This is a genomic window from Rhizobiaceae bacterium, assembly GCA_023953845.1.
GTDB lineage: Bacteria > Pseudomonadota > Alphaproteobacteria > Rhizobiales > Rhizobiaceae > Arvimicrobium.
In genome coordinates this window covers 793624-816993 of the sequence record JAMLJC010000002.1, presented here as the reverse complement: position 1 = coordinate 816993, position 23370 = coordinate 793624, and the positions used below count along the sequence as shown (strand labels likewise).

At 65.0% G+C, this 23370-nt stretch carries 28 protein-coding genes; 10 read left to right on the top strand and 18 right to left on the bottom strand.

Translation table 11 applies throughout. The features are described from left to right. The first annotated feature begins 44 nt into the window (after positions 1-44). Entirely contained in the window at positions 45-680 is a 636-nt protein-coding gene (locus M9955_25950) for a PAS domain-containing protein (GenBank protein ID MCO5085092.1), read from the top strand. 109 nt (positions 681-789) lie between these two features. Continuing rightward, positions 790-1407 (top strand): PilZ domain-containing protein, encoded by a 618-nt coding sequence (locus M9955_25945; protein MCO5085091.1) that lies wholly within the window; start codon positions 790-792, stop codon positions 1405-1407. 9 nt (positions 1408-1416) lie between these two features. On the opposite strand, the gene M9955_25940 is transcribed toward M9955_25945, so the two are convergent. The 4 genes from M9955_25940 to M9955_25925 are packed head-to-tail and all read right to left on the bottom strand — an operon-like array spanning position 1417 to position 4618. Continuing rightward, entirely contained in the window at positions 1417-1980 is a 564-nt protein-coding gene (locus M9955_25940; protein ID MCO5085090.1) for a GNAT family N-acetyltransferase, read from the bottom strand. A 2-nt stretch (positions 1981-1982) separates the two neighbouring features. Further along, complete coding sequence (gene sseA, locus M9955_25935) at positions 1983-2834, bottom strand: 3-mercaptopyruvate sulfurtransferase (GenBank protein ID MCO5085089.1); 852 nt, start codon at positions 2832-2834, stop codon at positions 1983-1985. Between the two features lie 9 nt (positions 2835-2843). Beyond that, entirely contained in the window at positions 2844-3587 is a 744-nt protein-coding gene (locus tag M9955_25930; protein ID MCO5085088.1) for an alanyl-tRNA editing protein, read from the bottom strand. Next, positions 3584-4618, bottom strand: a complete 1035-nt coding sequence (locus M9955_25925) for a cysteine synthase A (protein MCO5085087.1) — start codon at positions 4616-4618, stop codon at positions 3584-3586. The genes M9955_25930 and M9955_25925 overlap by 4 nt, the downstream gene beginning before the upstream one ends. A 194-nt stretch (positions 4619-4812) precedes the next feature. Here M9955_25925 and M9955_25920 point away from each other — a divergent pair, with 194 nt between their 5' ends. Beyond that, positions 4813-5811 (top strand): lysophospholipase, encoded by a 999-nt coding sequence (locus M9955_25920; protein MCO5085086.1) that lies wholly within the window; start codon positions 4813-4815, stop codon positions 5809-5811. On the opposite strand, the gene M9955_25915 is transcribed toward M9955_25920, so the two are convergent. The 6 genes from M9955_25915 to ilvA all read right to left on the bottom strand — a co-directional run bounded on the left by M9955_25915 (position 5769) and on the right by ilvA (position 11243). Next, positions 5769-6965 (bottom strand): MFS transporter, encoded by a 1197-nt coding sequence (locus M9955_25915; GenBank protein MCO5085085.1) that lies wholly within the window; start codon positions 6963-6965, stop codon positions 5769-5771. The two genes, M9955_25920 and M9955_25915, sit on opposite strands and share 43 nt — an antisense overlap. Before the next feature lie 113 nt (positions 6966-7078). Next, complete coding sequence (locus tag M9955_25910) at positions 7079-8608, bottom strand: DEAD/DEAH box helicase (GenBank protein ID MCO5085084.1); 1530 nt, start codon at positions 8606-8608, stop codon at positions 7079-7081. A 239-nt stretch (positions 8609-8847) separates the two neighbouring features. Then, positions 8848-9150, bottom strand: coding sequence for a type II toxin-antitoxin system RelE/ParE family toxin (locus M9955_25905; GenBank protein MCO5085083.1), 303 nt, complete (start codon positions 9148-9150; stop codon positions 8848-8850). Positions 9151-9152: 2 nt separating this feature from the next. Next, positions 9153-9398: a type II toxin-antitoxin system ParD family antitoxin gene (locus M9955_25900; protein MCO5085082.1), complete on the bottom strand. Its 246-nt coding sequence runs from the start codon at positions 9396-9398 to the stop codon at positions 9153-9155. 49 nt (positions 9399-9447) lie between these two features. After that, the gene (locus M9955_25895; protein ID MCO5085081.1) at positions 9448-9990 is read right to left on the bottom strand and encodes a DUF1697 domain-containing protein; all 543 of its coding nucleotides are present in this window, start codon (positions 9988-9990) and stop codon (positions 9448-9450) included. After that, positions 9987-11243, bottom strand: a complete 1257-nt coding sequence (ilvA, locus tag M9955_25890; GenBank protein MCO5085080.1) for a threonine ammonia-lyase IlvA — start codon at positions 11241-11243, stop codon at positions 9987-9989. Before ilvA ends, M9955_25895 begins: the two co-directional genes overlap by 4 nt. A gap of 114 nt (positions 11244-11357) precedes the next feature. Between ilvA and M9955_25885 the strand changes: the two genes are divergently transcribed. Beyond that, the gene (locus tag M9955_25885) at positions 11358-12815 is read left to right on the top strand and encodes a TrkH family potassium uptake protein (protein MCO5085079.1); all 1458 of its coding nucleotides are present in this window, start codon (positions 11358-11360) and stop codon (positions 12813-12815) included. 86 nt (positions 12816-12901) lie between these two features. Continuing rightward, entirely contained in the window at positions 12902-14065 is a 1164-nt protein-coding gene (locus tag M9955_25880; GenBank protein MCO5085078.1) for an alpha/beta hydrolase, read from the top strand. A gap of 2 nt (positions 14066-14067) precedes the next feature. Here the strand turns inward: M9955_25880 and M9955_25875 are convergent, their stop codons facing one another. Further along, positions 14068-14598, bottom strand: coding sequence for a gamma carbonic anhydrase family protein (locus M9955_25875; GenBank protein ID MCO5085077.1), 531 nt, complete (start codon positions 14596-14598; stop codon positions 14068-14070). 24 nt (positions 14599-14622) lie between these two features. Beyond that, entirely contained in the window at positions 14623-14931 is a 309-nt protein-coding gene (locus M9955_25870; GenBank protein ID MCO5085076.1) for a hypothetical protein, read from the bottom strand. Positions 14932-15106: 175 nt separating this feature from the next. On the opposite strand from M9955_25870, the gene M9955_25865 reads away from it, so the two are divergent. After that, the gene (locus M9955_25865; protein MCO5085075.1) at positions 15107-15778 is read left to right on the top strand and encodes a hypothetical protein; all 672 of its coding nucleotides are present in this window, start codon (positions 15107-15109) and stop codon (positions 15776-15778) included. 3 nt (positions 15779-15781) lie between these two features. Here the strand turns inward: M9955_25865 and M9955_25860 are convergent, their stop codons facing one another. Both M9955_25860 and cysE read right to left on the bottom strand, forming a co-directional pair. After that, positions 15782-15985 (bottom strand): DUF3126 family protein, encoded by a 204-nt coding sequence (locus M9955_25860; protein MCO5085074.1) that lies wholly within the window; start codon positions 15983-15985, stop codon positions 15782-15784. Between the two features lie 92 nt (positions 15986-16077). Continuing rightward, the gene (gene cysE / locus M9955_25855; protein ID MCO5085073.1) at positions 16078-16929 is read right to left on the bottom strand and encodes a serine O-acetyltransferase; all 852 of its coding nucleotides are present in this window, start codon (positions 16927-16929) and stop codon (positions 16078-16080) included. Positions 16930-17244: 315 nt separating this feature from the next. Between cysE and moaA the strand changes: the two genes are divergently transcribed. After that, positions 17245-18240 carry a GTP 3',8-cyclase MoaA gene (gene moaA / locus M9955_25850; protein ID MCO5085072.1) on the top strand — a complete coding sequence of 332 codons (996 nt, stop codon included), beginning with the start codon at positions 17245-17247 and terminating at the stop codon, positions 18238-18240. 59 nt (positions 18241-18299) lie between these two features. After that, positions 18300-18752, top strand: a complete 453-nt coding sequence (locus tag M9955_25845; GenBank protein ID MCO5085071.1) for a hypothetical protein — start codon at positions 18300-18302, stop codon at positions 18750-18752. A gap of 6 nt (positions 18753-18758) precedes the next feature. Here the strand turns inward: M9955_25845 and kdsA are convergent, their stop codons facing one another. The 3 genes from kdsA to M9955_25830 form a co-directional block, all read right to left on the bottom strand. Then, positions 18759-19589, bottom strand: a complete 831-nt coding sequence (gene kdsA, locus M9955_25840; GenBank protein MCO5085070.1) for a 3-deoxy-8-phosphooctulonate synthase — start codon at positions 19587-19589, stop codon at positions 18759-18761. Further along, complete coding sequence (locus M9955_25835) at positions 19589-20446, bottom strand: VOC family protein (protein MCO5085069.1); 858 nt, start codon at positions 20444-20446, stop codon at positions 19589-19591. The genes kdsA and M9955_25835 overlap by 1 nt, the downstream gene beginning before the upstream one ends. 67 nt (positions 20447-20513) lie before the next feature. After that, on the bottom strand, positions 20514-20954 hold the full coding sequence (locus M9955_25830; protein MCO5085068.1) for a MarR family winged helix-turn-helix transcriptional regulator: 441 nt from the start codon (positions 20952-20954) through the stop codon (positions 20514-20516). 90 nt (positions 20955-21044) lie between these two features. Between M9955_25830 and M9955_25825 the strand changes: the two genes are divergently transcribed. Both M9955_25825 and M9955_25820 read left to right on the top strand, forming a co-directional pair. Then, positions 21045-22127: an exo-alpha-sialidase gene (locus M9955_25825; protein ID MCO5085067.1), complete on the top strand. Its 1083-nt coding sequence runs from the start codon at positions 21045-21047 to the stop codon at positions 22125-22127. Positions 22128-22142: 15 nt separating this feature from the next. Then, positions 22143-22454 (top strand): MoaD/ThiS family protein, encoded by a 312-nt coding sequence (locus M9955_25820; GenBank protein MCO5085066.1) that lies wholly within the window; start codon positions 22143-22145, stop codon positions 22452-22454. A 14-nt stretch (positions 22455-22468) separates the two neighbouring features. Here the strand turns inward: M9955_25820 and M9955_25815 are convergent, their stop codons facing one another. After that, a complete protein-coding gene (locus M9955_25815; protein MCO5085065.1) occupies positions 22469-23350 on the bottom strand; it encodes a helix-turn-helix domain-containing GNAT family N-acetyltransferase in 882 nt (293 codons plus the stop codon). Positions 23351-23370 lie beyond the last annotated feature (20 nt).

The following is a 23370-nucleotide window of genomic DNA, read 5'->3' as shown; positions in this document are numbered from 1 at the left end:
CCGCCGGAACAGATTCGCCCGGCGCAAATTCGGAGTGGCATGGAATGAAACAGGAGGGCTCCCTGGCGCTGTTCCATTATTGGAACCGCCTGCGCGGCGATCGCCCTGCCCCGAAGCGGACGGATATCGAGCCGGCCGACATCAAGTCACTGCTGGGCGACACCTTCATCCTTGAACGCGACATGCGCGGCGAGGCCATCTTCCGGCTGGCGGGAACGCGCCTGTGCGCCATCTACGGCCGCGAGCTGAAGGGCTTCGCCTTCACCTCGCTCTGGCGGGAAACGGAGCGCCGCGTGGTCGCCCGTCTGGTCGCGAGCGTGTTCCAGTCCAAATCCGTCGTCTGCTTCGACTTCTACGGATTCGGCCGCGACGATCGCAGCGTCTCCTTCGAGTTCGTGCTTCTGCCGCTCGACGGAGGTCAGGAAAATCCGCGTTGCCTCGGCGCCCTGTCGGCGGCGCACAAGCCCTTCTGGCTGGGTTCGCATCCGATCGCGGACGCGAAGCTGGGCTCGGTCCGGGTCATCGATCCCGACCGCGACCCGATGTTCCTCAAGAATCGCCCGGCCGTCCCGGTGCCGCCGATGGCCCGGGGCCATGCGCCGAAGGCCGACTTCCTGCTGAACAACGCCCGCCGGATTCGCCATCTCCTCGTGCTCGACGGCGGGCGCGGGCCTGAATAGCGCCGAAGCCGCGGAAGCCGCCGCGGCACGCTTTCCGCATTGTTAACCTATGTGGTGGTAAGGTCCATCGCGTGGCTTTCCGCCACATGGCTGGCAGGCAGAGGCAATGATGAGGGCTGCGGCGATCCAGAGCGCGCCGTTGAAGGCGGAGCGGCGGACCTTTCAACGGGTCCGCGTGAAGATTTACGGGCGCTACATGCTCGAGGACCGCTCCGAACATCCGTGCCAGGTGATCGACATGTCGCCGGGCAATGTTTCGATGCGCTGCGATCATATCGGCGAGGCCGGCGAGAAGGTCATCGCCTATATCGACCATATCGGCCGCGTCGAGGGCGTGATCACGCGTCGTCTCGATGACGGTTTCGCCATGACGGTCATCGCCTCGGAACGCAAGAAGGACAAGCTGGCGGCCCAGCTCACCTGGCTCGCCAACAAGCACGAACTCGACCTGCCGGAAGACCGCCGCCACGAGCGCGTCGCGCCACGCAACCCGATGAGCATCCTGCAACTCCTCGACGGACGCCAGTACCAGTGCCGGATTATCGACCTGTCGCTGTCGGGCGCCGCCGTCGAGATCGACGTCAAGCCGGCGCTCGGCGTTCAGGTCGTGCTGGGAACGATGCGCGGCCAGGTGGTGCGCCATTTCGAGGAAGGCGTCGCCATCGAGTTCGCCGTCATCCAGCGTCCGGAAATGCTGGACGCCGAATTCAATCAGTCGCAAGGCTGATCGTCAGCGTCACCGCATCACACTCTCCGAACGCTCGGCCATGGTCATCACCTTGACCATTTCCTGCTGCTGGCCGACAGGCGAGAAGCCTAGGCGCTGATAGAGCGGCAGCGCGGCCGGATGATCGAGCGTGCATGTCTGTACGGTCACCAGGCGCGGCCCGTGCGACCACGCCGCCTCGATCGCAGCGCCAAGAAACCAGCGGCCGAGACCTTGGCCGACGGCGTGTTCCATCAGGCCGAAATAGGCGAGGTCCGCCGCTCCGGGCAGCATCGGCTTGATATCGAAGAAGCCCGCCGGCGACCCGTCCAGATAGAGTACGCGGATGTCACGGTCCGGCTTCGACAGCGCCGCCTCGAGTTCGGCGTCAGGGGTACGAAGGATGTTCACCCAGTGCCATTTGCGCCCGACGCGGTCGGCCAGATATTTGTAGAAATGGACCGGGATGTTGCGCGCCCTGAGCAGCGCGATCTGCCGGTTGTGCGGCAGAGGCGGATAATGCGCCGGCGGCGCGGTCATCTCCAGAAAGGTGACGGTGACCGGAATGACGTCGACCGGCTTTTCGGCTTCCATGCTCACTCCTTGCCCGTCGCCACCGGCGTATCCGTGCGGCTTCCCCATTCGGTCCAGGAGCCGTCATAGAGCTTGCTGCCGTGATGGCCGACCGATTCCAGCGCCAGCGTGATCACCGCCGCCGTGACGCCGGAGCCGCAGGAGGTGACGATCGGCCTGTCGAGGTCGAGGCCGGCGCCTTCGAGCCGCGCGCGCAACTCGTCCAGCGGCAGAAGACGGCCATTCTCGGAAAGCGAGGTTGCCGGCACGTTTTTCGCGCCGGGCATGTGGCCGCCCCGCACGCCGGCGCGCGGCTCTGGATCGGTGCCGGCAAATCGCCCGGCGGAGCGCGCATCCGCGATCTGCCGCTCGCCGCCGCCGACGATCTCGCGCATGTCGGCCAGCGAGGCGACGCGCGAAGCATCGAAATCCGTCATGAATATGCAGGGCGCGACCTTGGTCGGCTCCGCCGTCACCGGCCGGCCTTCCGCCTTCCAGCGGTCGAAGCCGCCGTCGAGGACAAAGACCTCCTTGGCGCCCATCACGCGGAACATCCACCACACGCGCGGAGCGCTGAACATGCCGGCTCCATCATAGACGACGATCGTGTCGTCGACGGAAATGCCCATGGTGCCGGCAAAGGGCGCGAACTGCTCGGGCTTCGGCAGCGTGTGCGGAAGTTCCGACGTGTTGTCGACGACCAGATCCTGATCGAAGAAGACCGCGCCCGGTATGTGCGCCTGATCGTACTCGGCGCGCGCGTCACGCTTCTGCGCCGGCAGATACCACGAGGCGTCGACGATGGAGAGGCCGGGTTTTCCCAGCCATCCCTGCAACCAGTCGGCATCGACCACGAAAGGGCTACGTTCGCTCATTGCCGATCCTCAGGCAGTGGGCAACGGGCCGAAACGCAGCCGAAAGCGGCGATTCTCCCTGCCCTTCTTCTCAATCTTGCCGACGTGAATGTCGCCGACTTCGCCGGTGCGCGCAACATGCGTGCCGCCGCAGGGCTGGCTGTCTATCGAGCCGGAATCGCCGATGCAGACGAGCCGGATGCGGCCGGTGCCGGACGGCGGGCGAACGTTCTTGGACTTCACCAGCCCCGGATTGGCCGCCAGCTCCTCGTCGGTGATCCAGCGCGTAAACACGGGATGGTCCGCCGCGACGAGTTCCATCAGCCGCGCCGTCACCTCCTCCTTCGTGTAAGCCGCATCGGGAATGTCGAAATCGACACGCGAATCGTCCTCCGAAACCGCCGCTCCGGTGATGGGGAACGGACAGACGACGGTCAGCAGATGGCAGGCGGTGTGCATCCGCATCAGGCGATGGCGGCGCTCCCAGTCGATCGCCAGCGACACGCGGTCGCCGGGCGCGAGCGAAGGCTGATCCGGAGCGGGCACATGGATAATCTCGTCCTTCGTCTCCCCGGTCACGGTCGCCGCTATCGTGACCGCCGTTCCGTCCGGACGCGTCAGCCGGCCCGTATCGCCCGGCTGACCGCCCGAGGTCGCGTAGAAGATCGTCCGGTCGAGGATGATGCCGCCACGGTCGTCGATGCCCGTAACCTCGGCTTTGGCCTCCTTGAGGTAGGCGTCTTCGCGGAAAAGCGCTTCGGTCCGCATGGTCACGCAACCGCCTCGAACGGGATTGCGATGTCCGGCTCGCGGTCCATCCAGTCCGGGACAGGCAGGTTCTTCGTACGCAGAAAGGCCGGGTTGAAGAGCTTGGACTGGTAGCGCGTGCCGTAGTCGCAGAGGATCGTCACGATGGTGTGGCCGGGACCGAGATCCCTCGCCAACCGGATCGCGCCGGCGATGTTGATGCCGGTCGAGCCGCCGAGGCACAGCCCCTCCGCCTGCACCAGATCGAAGATGATCGGCAGCGCCTCCTCGTCGGGAATCTGGTACGAGAAATCGGGCGTGAAGCCTTCGAGATTGGCGGTGACGCGCCCCTGCCCGATGCCTTCGGTGATCGAGCTGCCCTCGGCCTTCAGCACGCCGTCGGTATAATAGCTGTAGAGCGCCGCGCCGAGCGGATCGGCCAGCGCGATCCTGACGTCTTTGTTCCTGCCCTTGAGGCCCGCCGCTACGCCGGCAAGCGTTCCGCCCGTGCCGACTGCCGAGACGAAGCCGTCGACCTTGCCGCCTGTGTCGCGCCAGATTTCCTCCGCCGTGGTGACGACGTGGCCATCGCGATTCGCGACATTGTCGAACTGGTTCGCCCAGATCGCGCCGTTGGGATCGCTCGCGGCAAGCTGCTCGGCCAGCCGGCCGGACACTTTCACGTAGTTGTTCGGATTCTTGTAAGGCACGGCCGGCACTTCCAGCAGTTCCGCGCCGAGCAGGCGCAGCGCGTCCTTCTTTTCCTGGCTCTGCGTGTCGGGGATGACGATGACCGTGCGGTAGCCGAGCGCCTTGGCGACCACGGTGAGGCCGATACCCGTATTGCCGGCGGTACCTTCGACGATGACCCCGCCCGGTCTCAGCAGGCACTTCTTCTCGGCGTCGCGGATGATGAAAAGCCCCGCGCGGTCCTTCACCGACTGCCCGGGATTCATGAATTCGGCCTTGCCGAGGATCTCGCAGCCTGTCGCTTCCGAAGCCCTGCGCAGGCGGATGAGCGGCGTATTGCCGATGGCGTCGATCACCGAGCGATGCATGGATGTCTTCCTGTGAACTCTTCCGGAACCGTAGAAATGGCGATAAGCGGTTGCAAGGTCTGAAATTTTCCCGAACCGCCCGAACACGAGCTTCTGTTGCGACATCGGAGCGGAAATGGCAACGATGCTGCTGTCGCCGGCTGATCTTCCGCAATGGGATTTCGGCTCACGGCTTTCCATAAGATGAGGCGCGCTTGCTCTGGTTCGCGATTGCCATTCTTGGACTCGCCGTCGTCGTGTTTCTCGGCCCGCGCGTTCGCGCCGACCTGCGGCCGGCATTCGATGCGCAATCGATCGGCGCGGATGTCGAAGCCTATCTGAAACAGGCAGAGGAGAAGGTTGGGAACGTACGGGGCGGGCTTCAGAAGGAGATCGTCTGGGCTGACCCCGGCACCAAGGCGCGCACGCCGCTCGCCATCGTCTGTGTCCATGGCTTTTCGGCGTCCAAGGGCGAGCTTCGCCCTCTGCCGGACAGGGTTGCAGCCTCTCTGGGCGCGAATCTCTTCTTCGCGCGCCTGACCGGGCATGCGCAGGACGGGACCGCGCTCGCCAGGGCGGCGGTGAAGGACTGGATCAACGATTTCGCCGAGGCTGTCGCCATCGGCAGCAGGATCGGCGAGCGCGTGGTCGTGATGGCGACCTCCACCGGAGGCGCGCTGGCGACGGTCGCCGCCGCCGATCCGGCCTCGTCCGCCAACATCGCCGGTCTCGTGCTTGTCTCGCCGAATTATGGCGTACGGGCGGGCGGGGCGTGGCTGCTCACGCAACCTTGGGGCGGCCAGCTCGCCGCCCTCGTCGTCGGCCGGGATTACACGTTCGAGCCCCGGAGCGAGCAACATGCGCGGCTCTGGACCACGCATTATCCGACGGCCGCCCTTCTGCCGATGGCGGCTCTTTCAAAGGCCGCCCGCAGGAGTCCGGTCGAGACGATCAGGGTCCCGGCGCTTTTCGTCTTTTCGGACAGGGATCAGGTCGTGCGGCCGGATCTGACGCGCGCCATCGCCGCGCGATGGGGCGCTTCGCACGAGACCGTTGTGGTGAACGACAGCGACGATCCCGCGCATCACGTCATCGCAGGCGACGCCCTGTCGCCGTCGACCACCGGAAAGATCGCGGACCGGATCGTTGCCTGGATCAGCGCGACCGTCACTCAGCCTGCCCTTTCGGGCCGGGCGTCGCGCGAGAAAAGGTAGATCAGAACAGCGACCGCGATCAGCGCGGCATAGAAGGCGAACAGGGCCTGATAGGCCGCGGCCGGATCGCCGGGCGTGAAGTTGCGGGTCACCACCGCGCCCGTCGCGAACTGCATCACGCCGATGCCGCCGATGGAGAAGAAGTTCATCAACGTCACGCCGCGCCCGACGAGATGTTTTGGCAGGAAGGCACGCGCATGTGCCATCAGCAGGCCGTAGGACACGCCGGTGACGCCGATGACCACCAGCACGATCTCGGTAACCAGCAGCTCCGGCATCGGCTGGATCGCGAAGAAAGCCAGCGCGATCAGGCTGATGACGTTGCCGGCCACGCCGACCCATTTGCGCGTGCCGAAAAGCGTGTCGAGCGGCCCGTAGGCGAAGGCGCCGGCAACCATGCCGAGCGCCATGAACAGCGTGACGCGACCAATCAGCAACGCGTCCGCGCCGTAGACGTCGGTGAGGTACGGCCCGGCCCAAAGCCCCCTTATGCCCAGCGCCGGCGCATAGCTCAGCGCCATCAGCGGAATGATCCCCCACAACACCGGCATTCTGAAAAGTTCGATATATCCGGAAAGCCCCATATCGTTGTGCGCATGGTCCTCCCGCTCCGGATCGCGGACGATCGCCAGCGTGACGATGGCGATGAGGACGGTGAAGATGCCGAGGCCGACCATCACATGCCGCCAGCCGAAAAGCTGTTCGGCATAGGCCAGGGGCGCAGCGCCGATGACGTTGCCCGCCGTGCCGAACGCCACCATCCAGGAGGCCAGCACGGCAAAACGCGCGGGCGGATAGGTCTTGGCGAAGATGAAGAGCGCGGCCATCAATACCGACGAGCAGCCAAGGCCTATCAGCCCCATGGCGACGATCACCATCCAGGGCGTCGAGGCGGCTGCGAACAGGAACGCGCCGCCCCCGCCCACGATGCCGAGCAGCAGGGCCGAGGTGCGGCGCGGGCCGAACCGGTCGAGAGAGACGCCGACGCCGAACTGCGCCAGCGCGAAGACGATGAAAAAAGCGCCCGAGGCAAGGGACAGGTCGCCCTTCGTCATGCCGAGTTCCGACGACAGCACGGGCGTGAGCACCGCGAGGAACGACCGGAAGAATTGAGAGAGAATATAAGCGACCGCGAGCGCGGCAATTCCAGCCATGACCGACCCTGTATAAAAAGAGCGGCCGAAGCACGCTTCGCCCGCCCTAACCTGCCGGGAAATCCCGGACAATGGACCAGTCGAGCCGTTTATCGGCCCAACATGGTCGATTTTTACGCGGCCGCGTGCTTGGCGGCCGGACCGCGACGCTTGCGGCGGAAAGGCCGGCGTGCGGGCTGATCGCCCGCCGGCTTGGCGGCATGGGCGCGCGGCGCCTCATGGCGTCCCTTGTTGCCGGCATGTGCCGGCCGGCCGGCGTTCGGGCGATGCCCGTGCGGCTTGCCGGCCCCGCTGCGTTCGCCGGAGCGTTGCTGCGGCGCGTGCTGTCCGCGACCGCGATGCGGCCTCCGCTCCATATCCTGCTCGCGCGCTTCCGGGGAAGCCTCGGCGCGATGCGCCTCGCGCTGCGGGTCAGGCTCGCCGAGATGGTCCGCCCCGACAGGCAGCTTCATGCGGATGATCCGCTCGACGGCCCGCAGCTTGGCGTTCTCCGACGGATCGACCATGGTCACCGCAATGCCTGACGCGCCGTTGCGGCCCGTACGGCCGATACGATGGACGTAGCTCTCCGCCTCGTCCGGCAGGTCGAAATTGACGACATGGCTGATGCCTGGCACGTCGATGCCGCGCGCCGCGATGTCGGTCGCCACCAGAATGCGCACCGAGCCGTCGCGAAAACCGTTGAGCGCCTTCTGGCGGGCATTCTGCGACTTGTTGCCGTGGATGACCGCCGCTTCGAAGCCGTCGCGCTCGAGATCGCGGGTGATGCGGTCGGCGCCGTGCTTCGTGCGCGAGAAGACGATGACCGAGGACATGGCTGCATCTCCGAGCATGTCCGCCAGAACCTTGCGCTTCTGCTTGGTGCGGGCCAAGACGACACTCTGCACGATCTCGGCCGCAGCCGTTCCCTGCGGTGCCACCTCGACGCGGACCGGCGCGCGCAGCAGGCTCTGCGCAAGCTGCTCGATCTCCGGCGGCATCGTGGCGGAAAAAAGCGCGGTCTGCCGGGCGGCGTGCGTTTCCTTGGCTATGCGCCTGACATCGTTGATGAAGCCCATGTCGAGCATGCGGTCGGCCTCGTCGAGCACGAGCCATGTCGTGTCGGCAAGGTGCACGTCGCGCGCCTTGACCAGATCCATCAGGCGGCCCGGCGTGGCGATCAGCACGTCGACGCCCGGCAGGATCTTCTTCACCTGGCTGAAGCGGGAAACGCCGCCGAGCACGAGGGCAGTAGAGACATGCGCGCCCTTGGCGAGCAGGCGGAAGGTCTCCTCGATCTGCACGGCCAGTTCACGGGTGGGCACCAGCACGAGCGCCCGCGCCGTTTTCGGGCGACGCTTGCTGCCAAGCGCCATGATCTTCGACAGGATGGGAAGCGCGAAGGCTGCCGTCTTGCCGGAGCCGGTCTGGGCGACGCCCAGAATGTCACGGCCTTCGAGCTGTGCAGGAATGGCCTGCTGCTGGATCGGCTTCGGGTCCTCGAAGCCGGCGGCGAGCGTCGCCTTGAGCAATTGGCCGGAAATGCCAAGAGCCTCGAAGCCCGTGGCGGAATTGGTGTTCTCGTTCGTCAACTTATCTCTTTCAGGCGGCGCGGCGCGCCGCAGCACAAGGAAGCGGCAAGGCGCAACCTGCCGCGAAATCATCGGTTCTTGAAACGACAAGGCGAACGGCGCGGGAATGCGCCTGCTCGATTGCGCTGTCGTGCCCGCAGCCGCATGCCACGGGTCTTTTCCGCGATCGCCGAACTATTCGGGGAAGCAGAAACAGACGCAACCAGTCCCATCCGCGGGAGAGCCGAGCATGTCGGCCCAAGCGCCTATGGCGCGCATATGGAGGAGTTCGGCGTCATTTGCAAGGCGAATATGTTGCAGTGCGGAATCCATCAGACGTCGAAGAGGTGTTCTACGTCCCTGTGCCCATGGATGATGTTCACGACCTCGAACGCGCCGTCGCTATAGCGAAAGAAGATCACATAGCCTTTGAAAGCCACGCTTCTGATGTCAGGGCGCAGTTCGGGACGCGGACGTCCCATCGTGCCGGGTAGTCCCGCCAGTTCGACACAGCGCATGCGTAGCGCCTGCACGAACCGCCGGCCGGTCGCCAGGCTTCCGCTCTGTCGGCTGACGAAATCCAAGGTTTCGACCAGATCGTCGGCAGCCGATTGCAGAATGCGCAGACGGCGCAAACCTAGAAGCCTTCGCGCGCCAGTTCGTCGGACCTCGCCCGCAAAGCCTTGTCGAGATCATCCTCCGTGACGTCGCCGCCAGCGGCAATCGACATATCCAGCATGCTTCTCAGCGCAACAAGCTTCGCTTCGCGTTCTTCGACCAGCCTCAACCCCTCGCGCACGACCTCACTGGCCGACCCGTAGCGACCGTGCCGAACCATATCCGCGACGAAGCTTTCCCAACGTTCTCCCAGAGATACGTTCATGGCCATCTCCTTTGCGATAACAGATAATGCATCATTTCTGTTATCGCAATTATTCCGCCGCCTTCTCGGCCAGCTCGAGCAGCTTCAGCACCGTGTTCCAGTTGCGCGCCGTGTTCGGCACGCCGAGCCCCTTGTCGAACTTCGTGCCGAGGACGGACTGGCTCAGCCCGCCGGGCGTGTGGAGATAGGCGACCTTGCCGACCACCTCGATCCACTCGTCCGCCGCGGCGAGCGCACGCAGCTTTCCGATCACGTCCTCTGCCGGCTTTTCCGCCAGCCACGCCGCATGCAGGAAGCGGCCTTCCTCGAATTTTCCGGCAAAGGGATTCTGCTTCACCAGCTTGCGCCATTCGGCGAGCGACGGCGCATAGATATCCTTGGCGAAGCCGAATTTCTCACGGCAGATTTCGGCCACCGCCTTCAGCATGTCGTCGCGGGCCATAGTGGTCTTCAGATAGGCGTTCCCGCTGTTGATATAGGTGCCGGCATTCTCGAATCCGGCTTCCGTCAGCGCCTCGCGCAGCGGCTTCGTCGGCAGTTGCGTGGCGCCGCCGACGCCGCGGAACAAGAGGAGATAGACGGTCGCGCTCATATCACCAGTCCGGCGATGGTTTCGTTGTCGGTGATGTCCTGATAGGCCCAGCCGGCTTCGTGGAAACGTTTCACCAGCGTATCGAAATTGCGCCGGTCCTTGGTCTCGATGCCGATCAGCACAGAGCCGAAATTGCGCGCCGACTTCTTGAGGTATTCGAAGCGCGTGATGTCGTCGTCAGGCCCGAGCAGGGTCAGGAAATCGCGCAGGGCGCCCGGACGCTGGGGAAAGCGCAGGATGAAATACTTCTTCAGCCCCTCGAAGCGCAGCGCGCGCTCCTTGACGTCCGGCAGGCGCTCGAAGTCGAAATTGCCGCCCGAGACGATGGCGACGACGCTCTTGCCGCGTATCTCCTTCTTCGAGAAATCCTTGAGCGCGTCGATCGCCAGCGCGCCGGCAGGTTCGAGCACCACGCCCTCGACGTTGAGCATTTCGATCATGGTGGCGCAGAGCCGGTTTTCCGGGATCAGCCGCACGTCGGAGGCCGCGAAATCCTTCAGGGTCCGGAAGGGCTCGCGGCCGATTTCGGCGACGGCCGCCCCGTCGACGAAATTGTCGACCTTCTCCAGCTTCAGCCGCCGGCCGGCGGCGAGGCTGTCATGGAGGCTGGGCGCGCCGCTCGGCTCGCAGAAGACGAAGCGCGGCGCCCGGTCCCGCTCCCGGAAATACTGCACGACGCCGGCGGAAAGCCCGCCTCCCCCGACCGGCACGATGACGATGTCCGGAGCGCGGCCGTCCGGCATCTGCTCCGCGATCTCGCAGGCGACGGTGGCCTGACCCTCGATGATGTCCTTGTGATCGAAGGGCGGCACCATATGCCCTTTGGTCTGCTCGGCAAAGCCCAGCGCGGCGCGGTAGCAATCGTCGAAGAAGTCGCCGACCAGCCGGATCTCCACGAACTCCCCGCCGAAAAGGCGCGTCTTGTCGATCTTCTGCTGCGGCGTCGTCACCGGCATGAACACCACGCCCCTGCGACCGAAATGACGGCAGACGAAAGCGAACCCCTGCGCATGGTTGCCGGCCGAGGCGCAGACGAACGTCGCCGTCTCTCCGGCGCGCGCCAGCGCCCGGCTGAAGAAGGTGAAGGCGCCACGAATCTTGTAGGAGCGCACCGGCGTCAGATCCTCGCGCTTCAGCAGGACCCGCGCGCCGGTCTTCTTCGACAGATAGTCGTTTTCCTGCAGGGGCGTTGGCGGGAAGAGGCTTCTGAGGGCCTCCGCCGCGCCGGAGACACGGTCGGAAAACGTGGTCATCGAGGTATCCGCAATGGTCGATCGGCAGCAGGGTGAATCCTAGCGCTATCGCACATTCGCCTGTATGAAGCCACTGGCGGGCAGCCCCGCTGCCAGGACGGGATCGATCAGTCCGTGAACAGATCAGCCATGCGGGCCGCGACCCACGTCGCCGCCATTTTTGCGCTCTATCTCGCGGCGTCGATGCTGATCCCGGCAGCAGTCGATCTCTACTACGGCAATTCGGACTGGCAGGCCTTCGCCTTCTCCGCGCTGTTCGTCGGCGGCATCGCCATGGCGATTGCGCTGGCGACGCAGGGCCGTCCCCCGCAGGCCTCCACGCGGTTCGGCTTCCTGCTGGTCAATATGCTGTGGTTCACCATGGCGTTCGCCGGGGCGGTGCCGTTCGCCGCCTCCTCGCTGGACATGAGCTTCACGGATGCGATCTTCGAATCGGTGTCAGGCGTCACCACCACCGGCTCGACCGTCATCAACGGCCTCGACGCCGCCCCGCCCGGCATCCTGCTCTGGCGGTCGCTCCTGTCCTTCATGGGCGGCCTCGGCGTCATCGCGCTCGGACTGTTCCTGCTGCCTTTCCTGAACATCGGCGGCGTCAGCTACTTCAAGATCGAATCCTCCGACATCGAGGACCGGCCCTTCGCCCGTTTCCAGACATTCACGATCAGCCTCATCGGCATCTACACGGCGCTCGTCTCCGCCTGCGCCGTCTCCTATGTGGCGGCCGGCATGGAAGGTTTCCACGCGCTCAACCATGCCATGTCGACGGTGGCGACCGGCGGCTTTTCCACGCACGACACGTCGTTCCTGCGCTACGCGGACAATCCGGCGATCCTCTGGATCGGCTCGGTCTTCATGTTCATCGGCGCGCTGCCCTTTTCCATGATGATCCTCTTCGCGGTTCGCGGACGCTTCGACGTGGTGAGGGACCCGCAGATCCGGGTCTTCGCCGGCTATTCGATCGTGCTTTCGGTGGCTGTCGCGATCTATCTGACCGTCAGGATGGACATGCCGTTCGGCGTGGCGCTGACGCATTCCACATTCAACTTCCTGTCGGTCATTACGACGGCGGGGTTCGCCAGCGACGATTACACGCTCTGGGGACCCTTCGCGGTCGGCTGCATCTTCGTCGCGACCTTCCTCGGCGGCTGTTCGGGCTCGACCACGGGCGGCATCAAGGCGTATCGCTTCCTCATCCTCTTCGAACTGATGGCGAACGGCCTGAGACGCCTGATCTATCCGCACATGGTGCTGCCCGTGCGCTACGGTGAACGTACGGTCGACGACGACATGCAACGGGCCGTTGTGCTCTTCATCGCCTCCTTCTTCATCCTCTGGGCGATCTTCACGGTGCTCCTTTCCGCCACCGGTCTCGATTTCGTCACCGCGCTCACCGGCGCGCTGACGTCGCTCACCAATGTCGGTCCCGGCCTCGGCCCGGTCATCGGCCCGGTCGGCAATTTTTCCAGCCTGCCGGACGCAGCCAAATGGATCTGCACGGCCGCCATGCTGCTCGGCCGCCTGGAAATCCTGGCCGTGCTGGTGATCTTCACGCCGGGTTTCTGGGGACGCTGAAAGCCATTTTGTCTGCCCGTTGTGGACGCAGCGGCCCGTTGCAGGCTAGAAACGGCAGGCGTAGGGGCGAAACAACAGGTCGTCGGGTGGCAGGTCGCGTTCTTGTCTGGATTCTGTTCGCCCTGATGCCGCTTGCGCTGACCGCGTGCGGCGGCGGACAGAAGGCGCACATCCTGCTCAACGAAGCCGCCGGGCCGATCGCGGATTCGCAGGTTTCCGGCCGCCACTCCATCTTCGTCGCGACGACCCGCGCCGCAGCCGCCAACAAGGCGGAAGTGTTCGATGGCGACCGTTCGCCCGATCTCAGCCTCGTCAAGGTGGACGTCACCGTGCCCCGCGCCCACAAGATCGGCGCGCTCGAACGGCCGCGTCGCGGCAAATACGATCCGTCGCGATATTTCACCGCGACCGCCGTCACGGCCTATGATGAGAAGAATTTCGAGCAGGCATTGCGGGCCGACATGGCGCGGCACGGCGGCCGTGCGCTGGTGTTCATCCATGGCTTCAACACGCGTTTCGACGACGCCGTCTACCGCATGACGCAGCTCGTGCAGGATGCGCAGTATCCCGGCACTCCGGTGCTTTTCAGCTGGGCCTCCGCCGGCCGCGTGACCGACTACGTCTACGACAACAACAGCGCGCATGCCGCGCGCGACCGGCTTGAGGCCACGCTGCGGATGCTGGTCCGCGCGGGCGCGAAGCGCGTCGACATCATCGCCCATTCCATGGGCAACTGGGTGACGATGGAGGCTTTGCGCCAGCTTGCCATCACCGACGACCGTGATCTCGACGGAAGGCTGGGCGACGTGCTGCTGGCCTCGCCTGACATCGACGTCGACGTGTTCAAGTCGCAGATGCGCCGCTACGGCAAGCCGAACCGGCCCTTCGTCATCATGCTCTCGCGCGACGACCGCGCCTTGCAATTGTCCAGCCTCATCGCCGGCAACAGGCCGCGCGTCGGCGACTATGCCAATGCCGGGGAGCTGGCGCAGCTTGGCGTCACGGTGGTGGATGCGTCAGCCGCGGAGTCCGGCGGCGGGCTCAATCATTCGAAGTTCGCGGACAATCCGGTCATCGTTCAGCTTCTCGGCGCGCGCCTGCGCGACGACGCGCTCGACGCAAGCCAGGTGCAGCTCACCGACAATATCGGCCAGCTCACGACCGGAATCGGCAATGCCGTGACGAGCGCAGTCAGCCTGATCATCACGACGCCGCTTCGCGTCGTCACCGTAGCGGTCGGCGCCGAATAAGATCAGCCCAGCCGTTTCAGGCCCGCCCTGAAGCGTCGTCCGTTCTCCACATAGTGCCTTGCCGATCGCCTCAGCCCTTCCATCGCCGCCTCGTCCAGCGTACGCACCGCCTTGGCCGGCGAACCGAGGATCATGGAGCCATCGGGAAATTCCTTCCGTTCCGTCACCAGCGCACCCGCGCCCACGAGGCAGTTGCTGCCGATCCTCGCGCCGTTCAGGATGATGGCTCCCATGCCGATCAGCGTGTTGTCGCCGATGGTGCAGCCGTGGAGCAACGCGCGATGGCCGATCGTGCATCCCTTCCCGATCGTCAGCGGCAGGCCGGGATCGGTGTGCATAATGGTGTGCTCCTGCACGTTGGAGCCGTCACCGATAGTGATCCATTCATTGTCGCCGCGCAGCGCCGAACCGAACCAGACGCTGACGTCGCGGCCGAGACGCACCCTGCCGACGATCGAGGCGTCGGGCGCTATCCATACGCTGTCCTCGTCCTCGAACTCGGGGGAAATTCCTTCCAGGGCATAAAGCGGCATGTTCGTTCCTCGGCGGTGGCAGGCTCAGCTTCCTAGCGGACCACGCATCCGCGAGGCAACCTCCAGAACGACGATGCCGGTGGCGCTGGCCCAGAGCATGGCGAAGGCGCACGCGACCGACAGGACTAGCCAGCCGGCCCGGCCTTCCCTCCGGGCATTGAGCGCGTCGTTGCCGAGCATCATGGGACCTGCCGCGAGCGCTGCCAGCAGCGACCGAGCGATCATGCGATTCGACACGAAAGGCTCGACAAAACCGACGGTCCTGCCCGTGACGATCTGCATCAGCGAGGCCGAAAGTCCCGCAACGGTGACGCCGGCCACAAAAGCGAACATCGCAACCGTCAATCCGGCCATGTTTACCTGCCGTTTACCATAAATTCGCACAGTCACCGGCAGGCGTGGCAAGTTCAATGCCACTGTCGCTGTCCCATTCGGGCACAATCCGCGGAGAGCTTTCGTGTCGCAGACAGCCGAGGAGTTGCAGCTCAACGTCGTCAACTCCAGCTTCATGCTGAAGGTGTTCTACGTTTTTGCCGGCCTTGCGGCGCTTTCCGGCGGCCTGAGCTTCGCCGGCAAGTGGCTCGGCGCGTCGATCGCCATGGCGGGGCATACAGACGATTCCTCGATGCGGGAAATCGTCATCGGCAACAACGTCATCGCGGCGCCGGCAAACGCCATCCGCTTCGAGCGCCAGCGGACCAACGGTGTGGCCGGCCGACTCGATCTCTACTTCCGCTATCCGCAGATGGAAGGCTACAGCCGCGAGGCCGCAGCCGATTTCAACCACGCCGGGGATGCGAAGAGCATCGTTTTCGTCTCCTTCGAATCGCGGATGATGTCGCGGGACATGAGCGGACGCTTCGAGCCGATCTACAAGTCCCTGATCGTCGAGCCGCCCACGAAGGGACCTGCCGGCCTTTCCGCCTATGGCTTCGACCAGAAGTCAGGGTATCTCAACGAGTCTCTCCTGGTCGGCGCGCGACCGGGCGAGGCCACGCCCTATGTCGCGCGGTGCCTGACCGGCGCCGGTGCGGAGGAGTCGCTGGCGCCCTGCGAGCGGGACATACAGCTCGGCGACGAGCTCAGCATGACCTATCGTTTTCCGAAGGAACTCCTGCCCGACTGGCAGCGGCTCGACGCCGCTATCCTCGCCAAGGCCGGACAGATGCTGAGGCAGTGAGCCTTATTCGAGATCGACGTCGAGGATCGCCATCGAGAAATTGTAGTCGCCGTCGTCCTCGTCCTTGAAAACGATGCCGATGAACTCCTCGCCGACATAGACCTCGCAGGAATCATCCTTGCGGGGGCGCGCCTTCACCTTCAGGTTTGGATTCTGGAAGGTGCGCTTGAAATAGGCGTCGAGCTTGCGGATTTCTTCGGGCTTCAACGGCTTTCTCCGGACGGAACTGCGTGGAGCGTGCTTCTGGCACGGCACAATCGCGGCTGTAAAGCCGCAATGCGCTTCCGTGTATCTTGCCTTCAGATATCGAAGGTCAAGGCGTGGTCGAAAGCCAGCGACGGCAGAAGCTGGTCCATCTGGCGCGACGGCTGGTCGCAACCCGTCTCGCCGACCACACGCGCCGGCACGCCCGCAACCGTCTTGTTGTGCGGCACCGGAGAGAGCACGACCGACCCGGCCGCGATCTTGGCGCAGTGGCCGACCTCGATATTGCCGAGGATCTTGGCGCCGGCGCCGATCAGCACGCCCTGCCGGATCTTCGGATGGCGGTCGCCGCCAGCCTTGCCCGTGCCGCCGAGCGTGACGGCGTGCAGCAGGGACACGTTGTCCTCGATCACCGCCGTCTCACCCACCACGAGGCCCGTGGCATGGTCGACGAAAATGCCCTTGCCGATGCGCGCCGCCGGGTTGATATCGGTCTGGAACACGGCGGACGACCTGCTCTGCAGATAGAGCGCGAAATCCTTGCGGCCGCGATTCCACAGCCAATGAGCCAGCCTGTGCGTCTGGATGGCGTGAAAACCCTTGAAGTAGAGCACCGGCATCATGAAGCGGTCGCAGGCCGGATCGCGGTCGTAATAGGCCTGTATGTCGACGCGGACGATGGAACTCCACTCCGGTTCGGACTTGATCATCTCGCGGTATGTCTGGGCGATCAGATCGGCGCTCATGTCGCCATGGTCGAGGCGCTGGGAAAGGCGATGGATCACCGCCTCCTCAAGGCTCGCATGGTTCAGGATGGTCGAATAGAGGAAGGCTGCGAGAAGCGGATCGTTGTCCACCGCCGCAGTCGCTTCTTTCCTCACCGCATCCCAGATCGGATCGACCGGTTGCAGCGCCGCGCTGCGAATGGAACTGACCGTATTCACCATCGTCTCCCGGATTGCGTCCAATGGCCGCTGTCTGCGAACGAAAATAGCCCTTGGCGCGAAGTTTTGAAACTCAATTCTGCTGAGCAGTCGGTGAAGCGGAATTTAATACGCCGCGCAAAAACTTCAAATTCCTTCAAAGAATGCCGGAAAAAGCGGCGTCCCGTGGCGATGATTTGCCGGCGACGCCGGTGTCCGCATGGCACAACAGACGCGCGATAGTGCCGCGTTCGGCCGACAGGCACTTGATTGTGCTGCATACTCGTACGAAATGAATGGAAATGGCGCCTGCGCGCCAACCAGGGATGGAACTGCCTGATGGACATGATCGACCCGTTCGGTCGACGGATAACCTACCTGAGGGTCTCGGTCACCGACCGCTGCGACTTCCGCTGCACCTATTGCATGGCGGAGGACATGGAGTTCCTGCCGAAGCGCGACCTGCTCTCGCTCGAGGAACTTGACCGGTTGTGCACGGCCTTCATCGAGAAGGGCGTCAGGAAGCTTCGCCTCACCGGCGGCGAGCCGCTGGTGCGCAGGAACATCATGCACCTGATCCGCGAGCTCTCCCGTCACCTCGGGAGCGGGGCGCTCGACGAACTGACGCTCACCACCAACGGTTCGCAACTCGCCAGATACGCGGCAGAACTCGCCCGCTACGGCGTCCGCCGCATCAACGTCTCGGTGGATACGCTAGATCCGGAAAAATTTCGCGCGATCACGCGCCGGGGCGATTTGTCCCGCGTCATTGCCGGGCTCGACGCCGCGCAGGCGGCAGGCATCCGCATCAAGCTGAACGCGGTGGCGCTAAAAGGCTTCAACGACGCGGAAATGCCCGAACTGATCCGCTGGGCACATGGCCGCGACATGGACCTCACCGTCATCGAAACCATGCCGATGGGCGAGATCGACTTCGACCGCACGGATCAGTACCTGCCGCTCTCCGTGCTGCGTGGCGATCTGGAGCGCCGGTTCACGCTGGTCGACATCCCGTATCGCACCGGCGGGCCGGCGCGCTATGTGCGCGTCGCCGAAACCGGCGGCCTGCTCGGCTTCATCACGCCGCTCACCCACAATTTCTGCGAAAGCTGCAACCGCGTGCGCGTCACCTGCACCGGCACGCTGTTCATGTGCCTCGGCCAGGAGGATGCGGCGGATCTGCGCGCGCCCCTGCGCGCCTCGGAGGGCAACGAGCTTCTGTCGCGCGCCATAGACGAGGCGATCGGGCGCAAGCCCAAAGGCCACGACTTCGTCATCGATCGCCGCAGCAACAGACCGGCCGTCTCGCGCCACATGAGCGTCACCGGCGGCTGAGTACGGTGCTCGCCAGCGCTTTTTATAAAAGAAATTCAGCGTTTTCGCGCCTGTTTCTGATGTACGCTGTCCTTTCGACGCTCGCCGCGCCCGCCCTTGCCGCGGACTACACCTACGTCAATCCGCGCTTCGGCACCCATTGCACTTTTCCGGCCGACATCTTCTCCGAGCCGCAGCCCGAGCCTGAAAACGGCGACGGGCAGGAGTGGCTGTCGGCTGACGGCGCGCGGCTCGTCTGCTCCGGCATGTTCAACGTCATGGACGAGACGCCTAAAAGCTACGTCGCGAGCGAAAAGACCGCCCAGACCGGCGACTATACGATCACCTACAGCAAGACCGCCAAGGACTGGGCCGTGCTGTCAGGCTATCGCGACGGCAATGTCTTCTATCAACGCCGGCTGTTCGGCCGCGACGAGGTGATCCGCAGCGTCTGGATCGAATACCCACCGGCGCTGAAGGCAAAATACGATCCGCTGGCCGGCAGGATCGCGAAAAGCCTGCGCGGCCCCTGACGCGCCCTACGCCTTGGCCACGCGGTCGAACGCCATCAGCCGTTCGAGCAGCGCCGGCATGTCCTTCAGCGGCACCATGTTCGGCCCGTCGGACGGTGCATTGTCCGGGTCCTGATGCGTCTCGATGAAGACGCCGGCGACGCCCACCGCCACAGCCGCGCGCGCCAGCGTCTCCACGAAGCGCCGCTCGCCGCCGGTCGAGCCGCCCTGTCCGCCCGGCTGCTGCACAGAATGCGTCGCGTCGAAGATTACCGGTGCGCCCATCTCCGCCATGATCTGCAGCGCGCGCATGTCAGACACCAGCATGTTGTAGCCGAAGGACACGCCGCGCTCCGTCACCAGCACGTTGGCGTTGCCGGAATCCGTGATCTTGGCGACGACGTTCTTCATGTCCCAGGGCGCGAGGAACTGGCCCTTCTTCACATTGACGATCTTGCCCGTATGCGCCGCAGCGATCAGCAGGTCGGTCTGGCGCGACAGGAAGGCGGGGATCTGGAGAATGTCGACGGCTTCCGCCACGATCCCGCACTGTTCCGGCGAATGCACGTCGGTCAGCACCGGCAGGCCGAACTTTTCGCGGATGTCGGCGAAGACGGGCAGCGCCGCGTCGAGGCCGACGCCGCGCCTGCCGGAAAGCGACGTGCGGTTCGCCTTGTCGAAGCTCGTCTTGTAGACGAGGCCTATGCCGAGCCTTTCGGTCATCTCCTTCAGCGCGCCGGCCATGTCGAAGGCGTGATCGCGCGATTCGAGCTGGCATGGCCCGGCGATCAGCGCCAGCGGCGCCGTGTTGCCGAAATGGACCTTTCCGACCGAAACGGTGGCGTTGGGGCTGGTCATCAGGCCTCCTCGAAGATGAATTGCGCGCCCTGTCCCGACGCGGGCGGAGCGATGATGCGTCCCTGCTGCACGGTGTGTTCGACCCCGCCTTCGGTCAGAAGCGTAGCGACATCGGCCAGACTGGTCACGCCGAAGACAATCCCGGTCAGCAGCAGGCCTGCATCCGGCTGCATGCCATTCGCGGAACGGTCCACCAGAACGTCGCCGTTGGCGGCCGGAAAGCGCAGACCGGAAGCGGTCTCGACACCTGCCGAGCCGGTCAATGCGCTCAGGAGCGCGGCGAAATCCCTCGGCGCGCCCGCTTCGAGGTGGATTGCCTTTGTCCTGCTCACGCCGTTGACATGCCGCTGCAACGCGGAACGGTCCACCGCCGGCGCGTTCACGCGCTCGCAGGCGAAGAAATAGACGTCGGGCGCACGCTGATCCGCCGCGAAGGCGAGCTTGAAGGAGGCAACGTCCTGCTTGCCGGATGCGTCCACGAACGGTCGTGAGAAACTCAGCTGACTGCCGACGGATACCCCTGCCCGCACGAAACGGGCGTGGTCGTCGTCAGCGTCCGTGCTTGCGAACACCAGCGCCGTGAAGCCTTCCTCGCGATGTCGGCTGCGCCAGTCCCGGTCGCGGGCGATGAACACGTTGCCCTGCCGCGCCGCTTCTTCCGCCTTCGCCTGATCCGCCACTGCCAGGGGCTCCAGAAAGGTTCCGTCCGCGAAATAGACGCAGCAGTTTTCCGTGCCGAAAGGATGCAAGCCGTTCGGCGCGACGGTGAATCCCAGCCGTGTCAGCCGGTCGCGGGCAACGTCGAGGTCGGCCGTGGGCAGAACACAGTGATCGAGCGGGCGCGGTGACGATGTCATGGCCGTGCGATGCCCCAAACGGCCGTCATGCGCAAGCGCCCTGACTGCCGGATGCGTAGAACCCGCCTCAGCCCAGCGCGCGCAGTTCGGCCAGCATCCTCTCCGGCTCCGCCAGCGTCGCCCCGATCTCAGCCTGCACCGCTTTCCAGACCGGAAGCGCCGCGACGAGCAGTTCCCGCCCGGCATCTGACAGCATGAGGCCCCGCAGACGCCTGTCCTTGCCGTCGGCGGCGCTCGCCACCAGCCCGCGCCTTTCAAGCGGCTTCAGCATCGCCGTCACCGTCGTGCGATCCATGCCGAGCACCGCCGCCAGATCCGAGACGCCCGCGCTGCCCGGCCGGTTCAGCGCCATCAGCAGGGAAAACTGGCCGTTGGTGAGGCCAAGCGGCCGCAAAGCCTTGTCGTAGCGGCGGCCGAGCACGCGCGCCGCCCGCTGCGCGTGCAGGCAGAAACAGGTGTCGCGCACCTGCAAGGTCGTCGCGAATGTCAGGAGAGTCTCGTCGGCCATCGGTTCAGCGTGTTGATATCAACATAATTGTGATGTGTTATAGGCGCCCGCCGTGCTTTACGCACGGCACAATGTTCGAGGAGGAGCGCCATGCCGGAGAAAATTCTGGTCCTCTTGGGCACCAAGAAAGGCGTCTTCATCGCCGAAAGCGATACGGCCCGAGACAAATGGCAGATTCGTGGCCCCTATTGCGAGACCTGGCCGATCCATCATGCCATCGGCGACGCCGCCTCGGGCACGATCTATGCCGGCGGCGGCAATGAATGGTTCGGCCCGGCGGTCTGGAAGTCGACCGATCTCGGCCGCACCTGGACGCATTCCAGCGAAGGCCTCGCCTACGAGGCCGGCGCGGAGCCGATCAGCGCCGTGTGGAGCATCGCCCCGAGGAACGGGCATCTCTATGCGGGCGTGCAGCCGGCCGGGCTTTTTCGCAGCGAGGATCGCGGCGAGACGTGGACGCATATGGAAGGGCTGCAAAAGCATCCGACCCGCAAGGACTGGATGCCCGGCGGCGCCGGCCTGATCCTGCATTCGCTCGTTCCCGACCCCGCCGACGACGACAGGATCTGGGTGGGCATTTCATCCGCCGGCGTGTTCCACACGGCGGATGGCGGCAGGACATGGGAGCCGCGCAACCGCGGCACGCGCGCCGATTTCCTCCCCGAAGGCCAGAACTATCCGGAATTCGGCCAGTGCGTGCACTGCCTCGTCATGGCGCCCGGCAATTCGGACCTGCTCTACCAGCAGAACCATTGCGGCATGTACCGTTCAGACGATGGCGGCAGGACATGGGAAAGCATCGAGGCCGGCCTGCCGTCGAGCTTCGGCTTTCCGGCCGCCGCCCACCCGCGCGATGCCGAGACGCTGTTCCTGCTGCCGCTGAACGGTGATTCTAAAGGCCGTTTCGTGCCGGACGCGAAGGCGGCGGTGTGGCGCACCCGCGACGGCGGCAGGACGTGGCAGGATTTGCGCGACGGGCTTCCGCAGGAAAACGCCTATTTCGGCGTGCTGCGGCAGGCCATGACGACAGACAGCCTTGACCCGGCCGGCGTCTATTTCGGCACCAGCGGCGGCGTGCTGTTCGCCAGCCGCGACGAGGGAGATCACTGGGAGCCGATCGCCGAGCATCTGCCGACCATCTCGTCGGTCGAGACAATGGTGGTGCGCCAGTGACCGCAGGCAGCGCTCATGAATGATCGGGCGTCGGGATTCGGCCACAACAGCGGCGTCGAGAACGCCATCGTCGTGCGGCTGCCCGGCATCCTTGTCGATCTGTTTCCCGGCGCGCGGCGGCGCGTCGAGATGGATGCCGCGACGGTGCGCGAGATGGTGGACGAACTGAACCGTCGCTGGCCCGGCATGCGCGATCGCATCTGCGATTCCTCTCCGGCGATCCGAAAGCATATGAATGTCTTCATCGACGGCGAACGTGTGAAGCTCGATGCATCCATTCCGCCCGGCAGCGAGGTCTTTGTGCTGACCGCGATCAGCGGCGGGTGACGCGCGGCCGGAGCCTAGAGCCGCTTCTCGAACCAGAAATCCGCGTAGGGATTGTCGTTGTAGGGCGCGATCTCCGCAAAACCCCGTCGCCGGTAAAGCTCCTGCGCCTCCTTCAGCGCGCGGTTCGTGTCGAGCACGAGCCTGCTGAAGCCGGACTCCCGCGCCATGTCCTCGAACTGGTCAAGCATCCGCTTCGCCAGCCCCTGCCCTCGCGCGGCCGGCGCGGCCCACATGCGCTTGATTTCGGCCGTATCCCTGTCACGGCGGATCATCGCGGCGCAGCCGACCGGCTTGCCCTCCTGCCGTGCGACGAGGAACCAGCCTGCCGGCGGCGTCATCTCGGCGGGTGAGACGCTGTTGCCCTTCGACGTGTCGAACCCCTCCTCGAAACGGACGGCCAACTCCTGCATGTATTGTTGGAGGCACCAGCGCGCGTCGGCGCTGTCCGGAGGCTCCACCGCCAGCGTGATTCCGGCAACCCTCAGCAGCCTTTCGACTTCGCCCATCGCGGCAACCAGACGCCCCCTTTCTTCCACCGTGAGGGGCGACAGCAACGATTGGGCAAGCTCATCGGAGGAGCGATCGTAGCCGTTCCATTCGCCACGTCCGGCTTCGGTCAGCGCTGCCCGGCGCACCCGCGCATCGTCACCGGTCTTCTCCACGATCACCAGCCCCTGCGCTTCCAGCGAGCGCAATAGCCGGCTGAGATATCCGGAATCCAGATTGAGTTTTTCGCGGAGGTCGCGCAGGTCGGCGCCGCCGGTGCCGATCTCGAACAACAACCGCGCCTCGCCAAGCGGCCGCCCGCGGCTGAGATAGCTGTCCTGCAACGCGCCGATGCGTTGCGTGATGGCGCGGTTGAAGCTGCGGATGACGGCAATCTGATCCGATGACATTCCCTGACTTTAGTCAGGCA

Excerpts from the sequence above, each read along its gene's own strand:
- M9955_25950 (MCO5085092.1), top strand. The coding sequence starts at position 45 with ATGAAACAGGAGGGCTCCCTGGCGCTGTTCCATTATTGGAACCGCCTG.
- M9955_25945 (MCO5085091.1), top strand. The coding sequence starts at position 790 with ATGAGGGCTGCGGCGATCCAGAGCGCGCCGTTGAAGGCGGAGCGGCGG.
- M9955_25940 (MCO5085090.1), bottom strand. The coding sequence starts at position 1,980 with ATGGAAGCCGAAAAGCCGGTCGACGTCATTCCGGTCACCGTCACCTTT.
- sseA (MCO5085089.1), bottom strand. The coding sequence starts at position 2,834 with ATGAGCGAACGTAGCCCTTTCGTGGTCGATGCCGACTGGTTGCAGGGA.
- M9955_25925 (MCO5085087.1), bottom strand. The coding sequence starts at position 4,618 with ATGCATCGCTCGGTGATCGACGCCATCGGCAATACGCCGCTCATCCGC.
- M9955_25915 (MCO5085085.1), bottom strand. The coding sequence starts at position 6,965 with ATGGCTGGAATTGCCGCGCTCGCGGTCGCTTATATTCTCTCTCAATTC.
- M9955_25910 (MCO5085084.1), bottom strand. The coding sequence starts at position 8,608 with ATGATTTCGCGGCAGGTTGCGCCTTGCCGCTTCCTTGTGCTGCGGCGC.
- M9955_25900 (MCO5085082.1), bottom strand. The coding sequence starts at position 9,398 with ATGAACGTATCTCTGGGAGAACGTTGGGAAAGCTTCGTCGCGGATATG.
- M9955_25895 (MCO5085081.1), bottom strand. The coding sequence starts at position 9,990 with ATGAGCGCGACCGTCTATCTCCTCTTGTTCCGCGGCGTCGGCGGCGCC.
- ilvA (MCO5085080.1), bottom strand. The coding sequence starts at position 11,243 with ATGACCACGTTTTCCGACCGTGTCTCCGGCGCGGCGGAGGCCCTCAGA.
- M9955_25875 (MCO5085077.1), bottom strand. The coding sequence starts at position 14,598 with ATGCCGCTTTATGCCCTGGAAGGAATTTCCCCCGAGTTCGAGGACGAG.
- M9955_25870 (MCO5085076.1), bottom strand. The coding sequence starts at position 14,931 with ATGTTCGCTTTTGTGGCCGGCGTCACCGTTGCGGGACTTTCGGCCTCG.
- M9955_25865 (MCO5085075.1), top strand. The coding sequence starts at position 15,107 with ATGCTGAAGGTGTTCTACGTTTTTGCCGGCCTTGCGGCGCTTTCCGGC.
- cysE (MCO5085073.1), bottom strand. The coding sequence starts at position 16,929 with ATGGTGAATACGGTCAGTTCCATTCGCAGCGCGGCGCTGCAACCGGTC.
- moaA (MCO5085072.1), top strand. The coding sequence starts at position 17,245 with ATGGACATGATCGACCCGTTCGGTCGACGGATAACCTACCTGAGGGTC.
- M9955_25845 (MCO5085071.1), top strand. The coding sequence starts at position 18,300 with ATGTACGCTGTCCTTTCGACGCTCGCCGCGCCCGCCCTTGCCGCGGAC.
- kdsA (MCO5085070.1), bottom strand. The coding sequence starts at position 19,589 with ATGACCAGCCCCAACGCCACCGTTTCGGTCGGAAAGGTCCATTTCGGC.
- M9955_25835 (MCO5085069.1), bottom strand. The coding sequence starts at position 20,446 with ATGACATCGTCACCGCGCCCGCTCGATCACTGTGTTCTGCCCACGGCC.
- M9955_25830 (MCO5085068.1), bottom strand. The coding sequence starts at position 20,954 with ATGGCCGACGAGACTCTCCTGACATTCGCGACGACCTTGCAGGTGCGC.
- M9955_25825 (MCO5085067.1), top strand. The coding sequence starts at position 21,045 with ATGCCGGAGAAAATTCTGGTCCTCTTGGGCACCAAGAAAGGCGTCTTC.
- M9955_25820 (MCO5085066.1), top strand. The coding sequence starts at position 22,143 with ATGAATGATCGGGCGTCGGGATTCGGCCACAACAGCGGCGTCGAGAAC.
- M9955_25815 (MCO5085065.1), bottom strand. The coding sequence starts at position 23,350 with ATGTCATCGGATCAGATTGCCGTCATCCGCAGCTTCAACCGCGCCATC.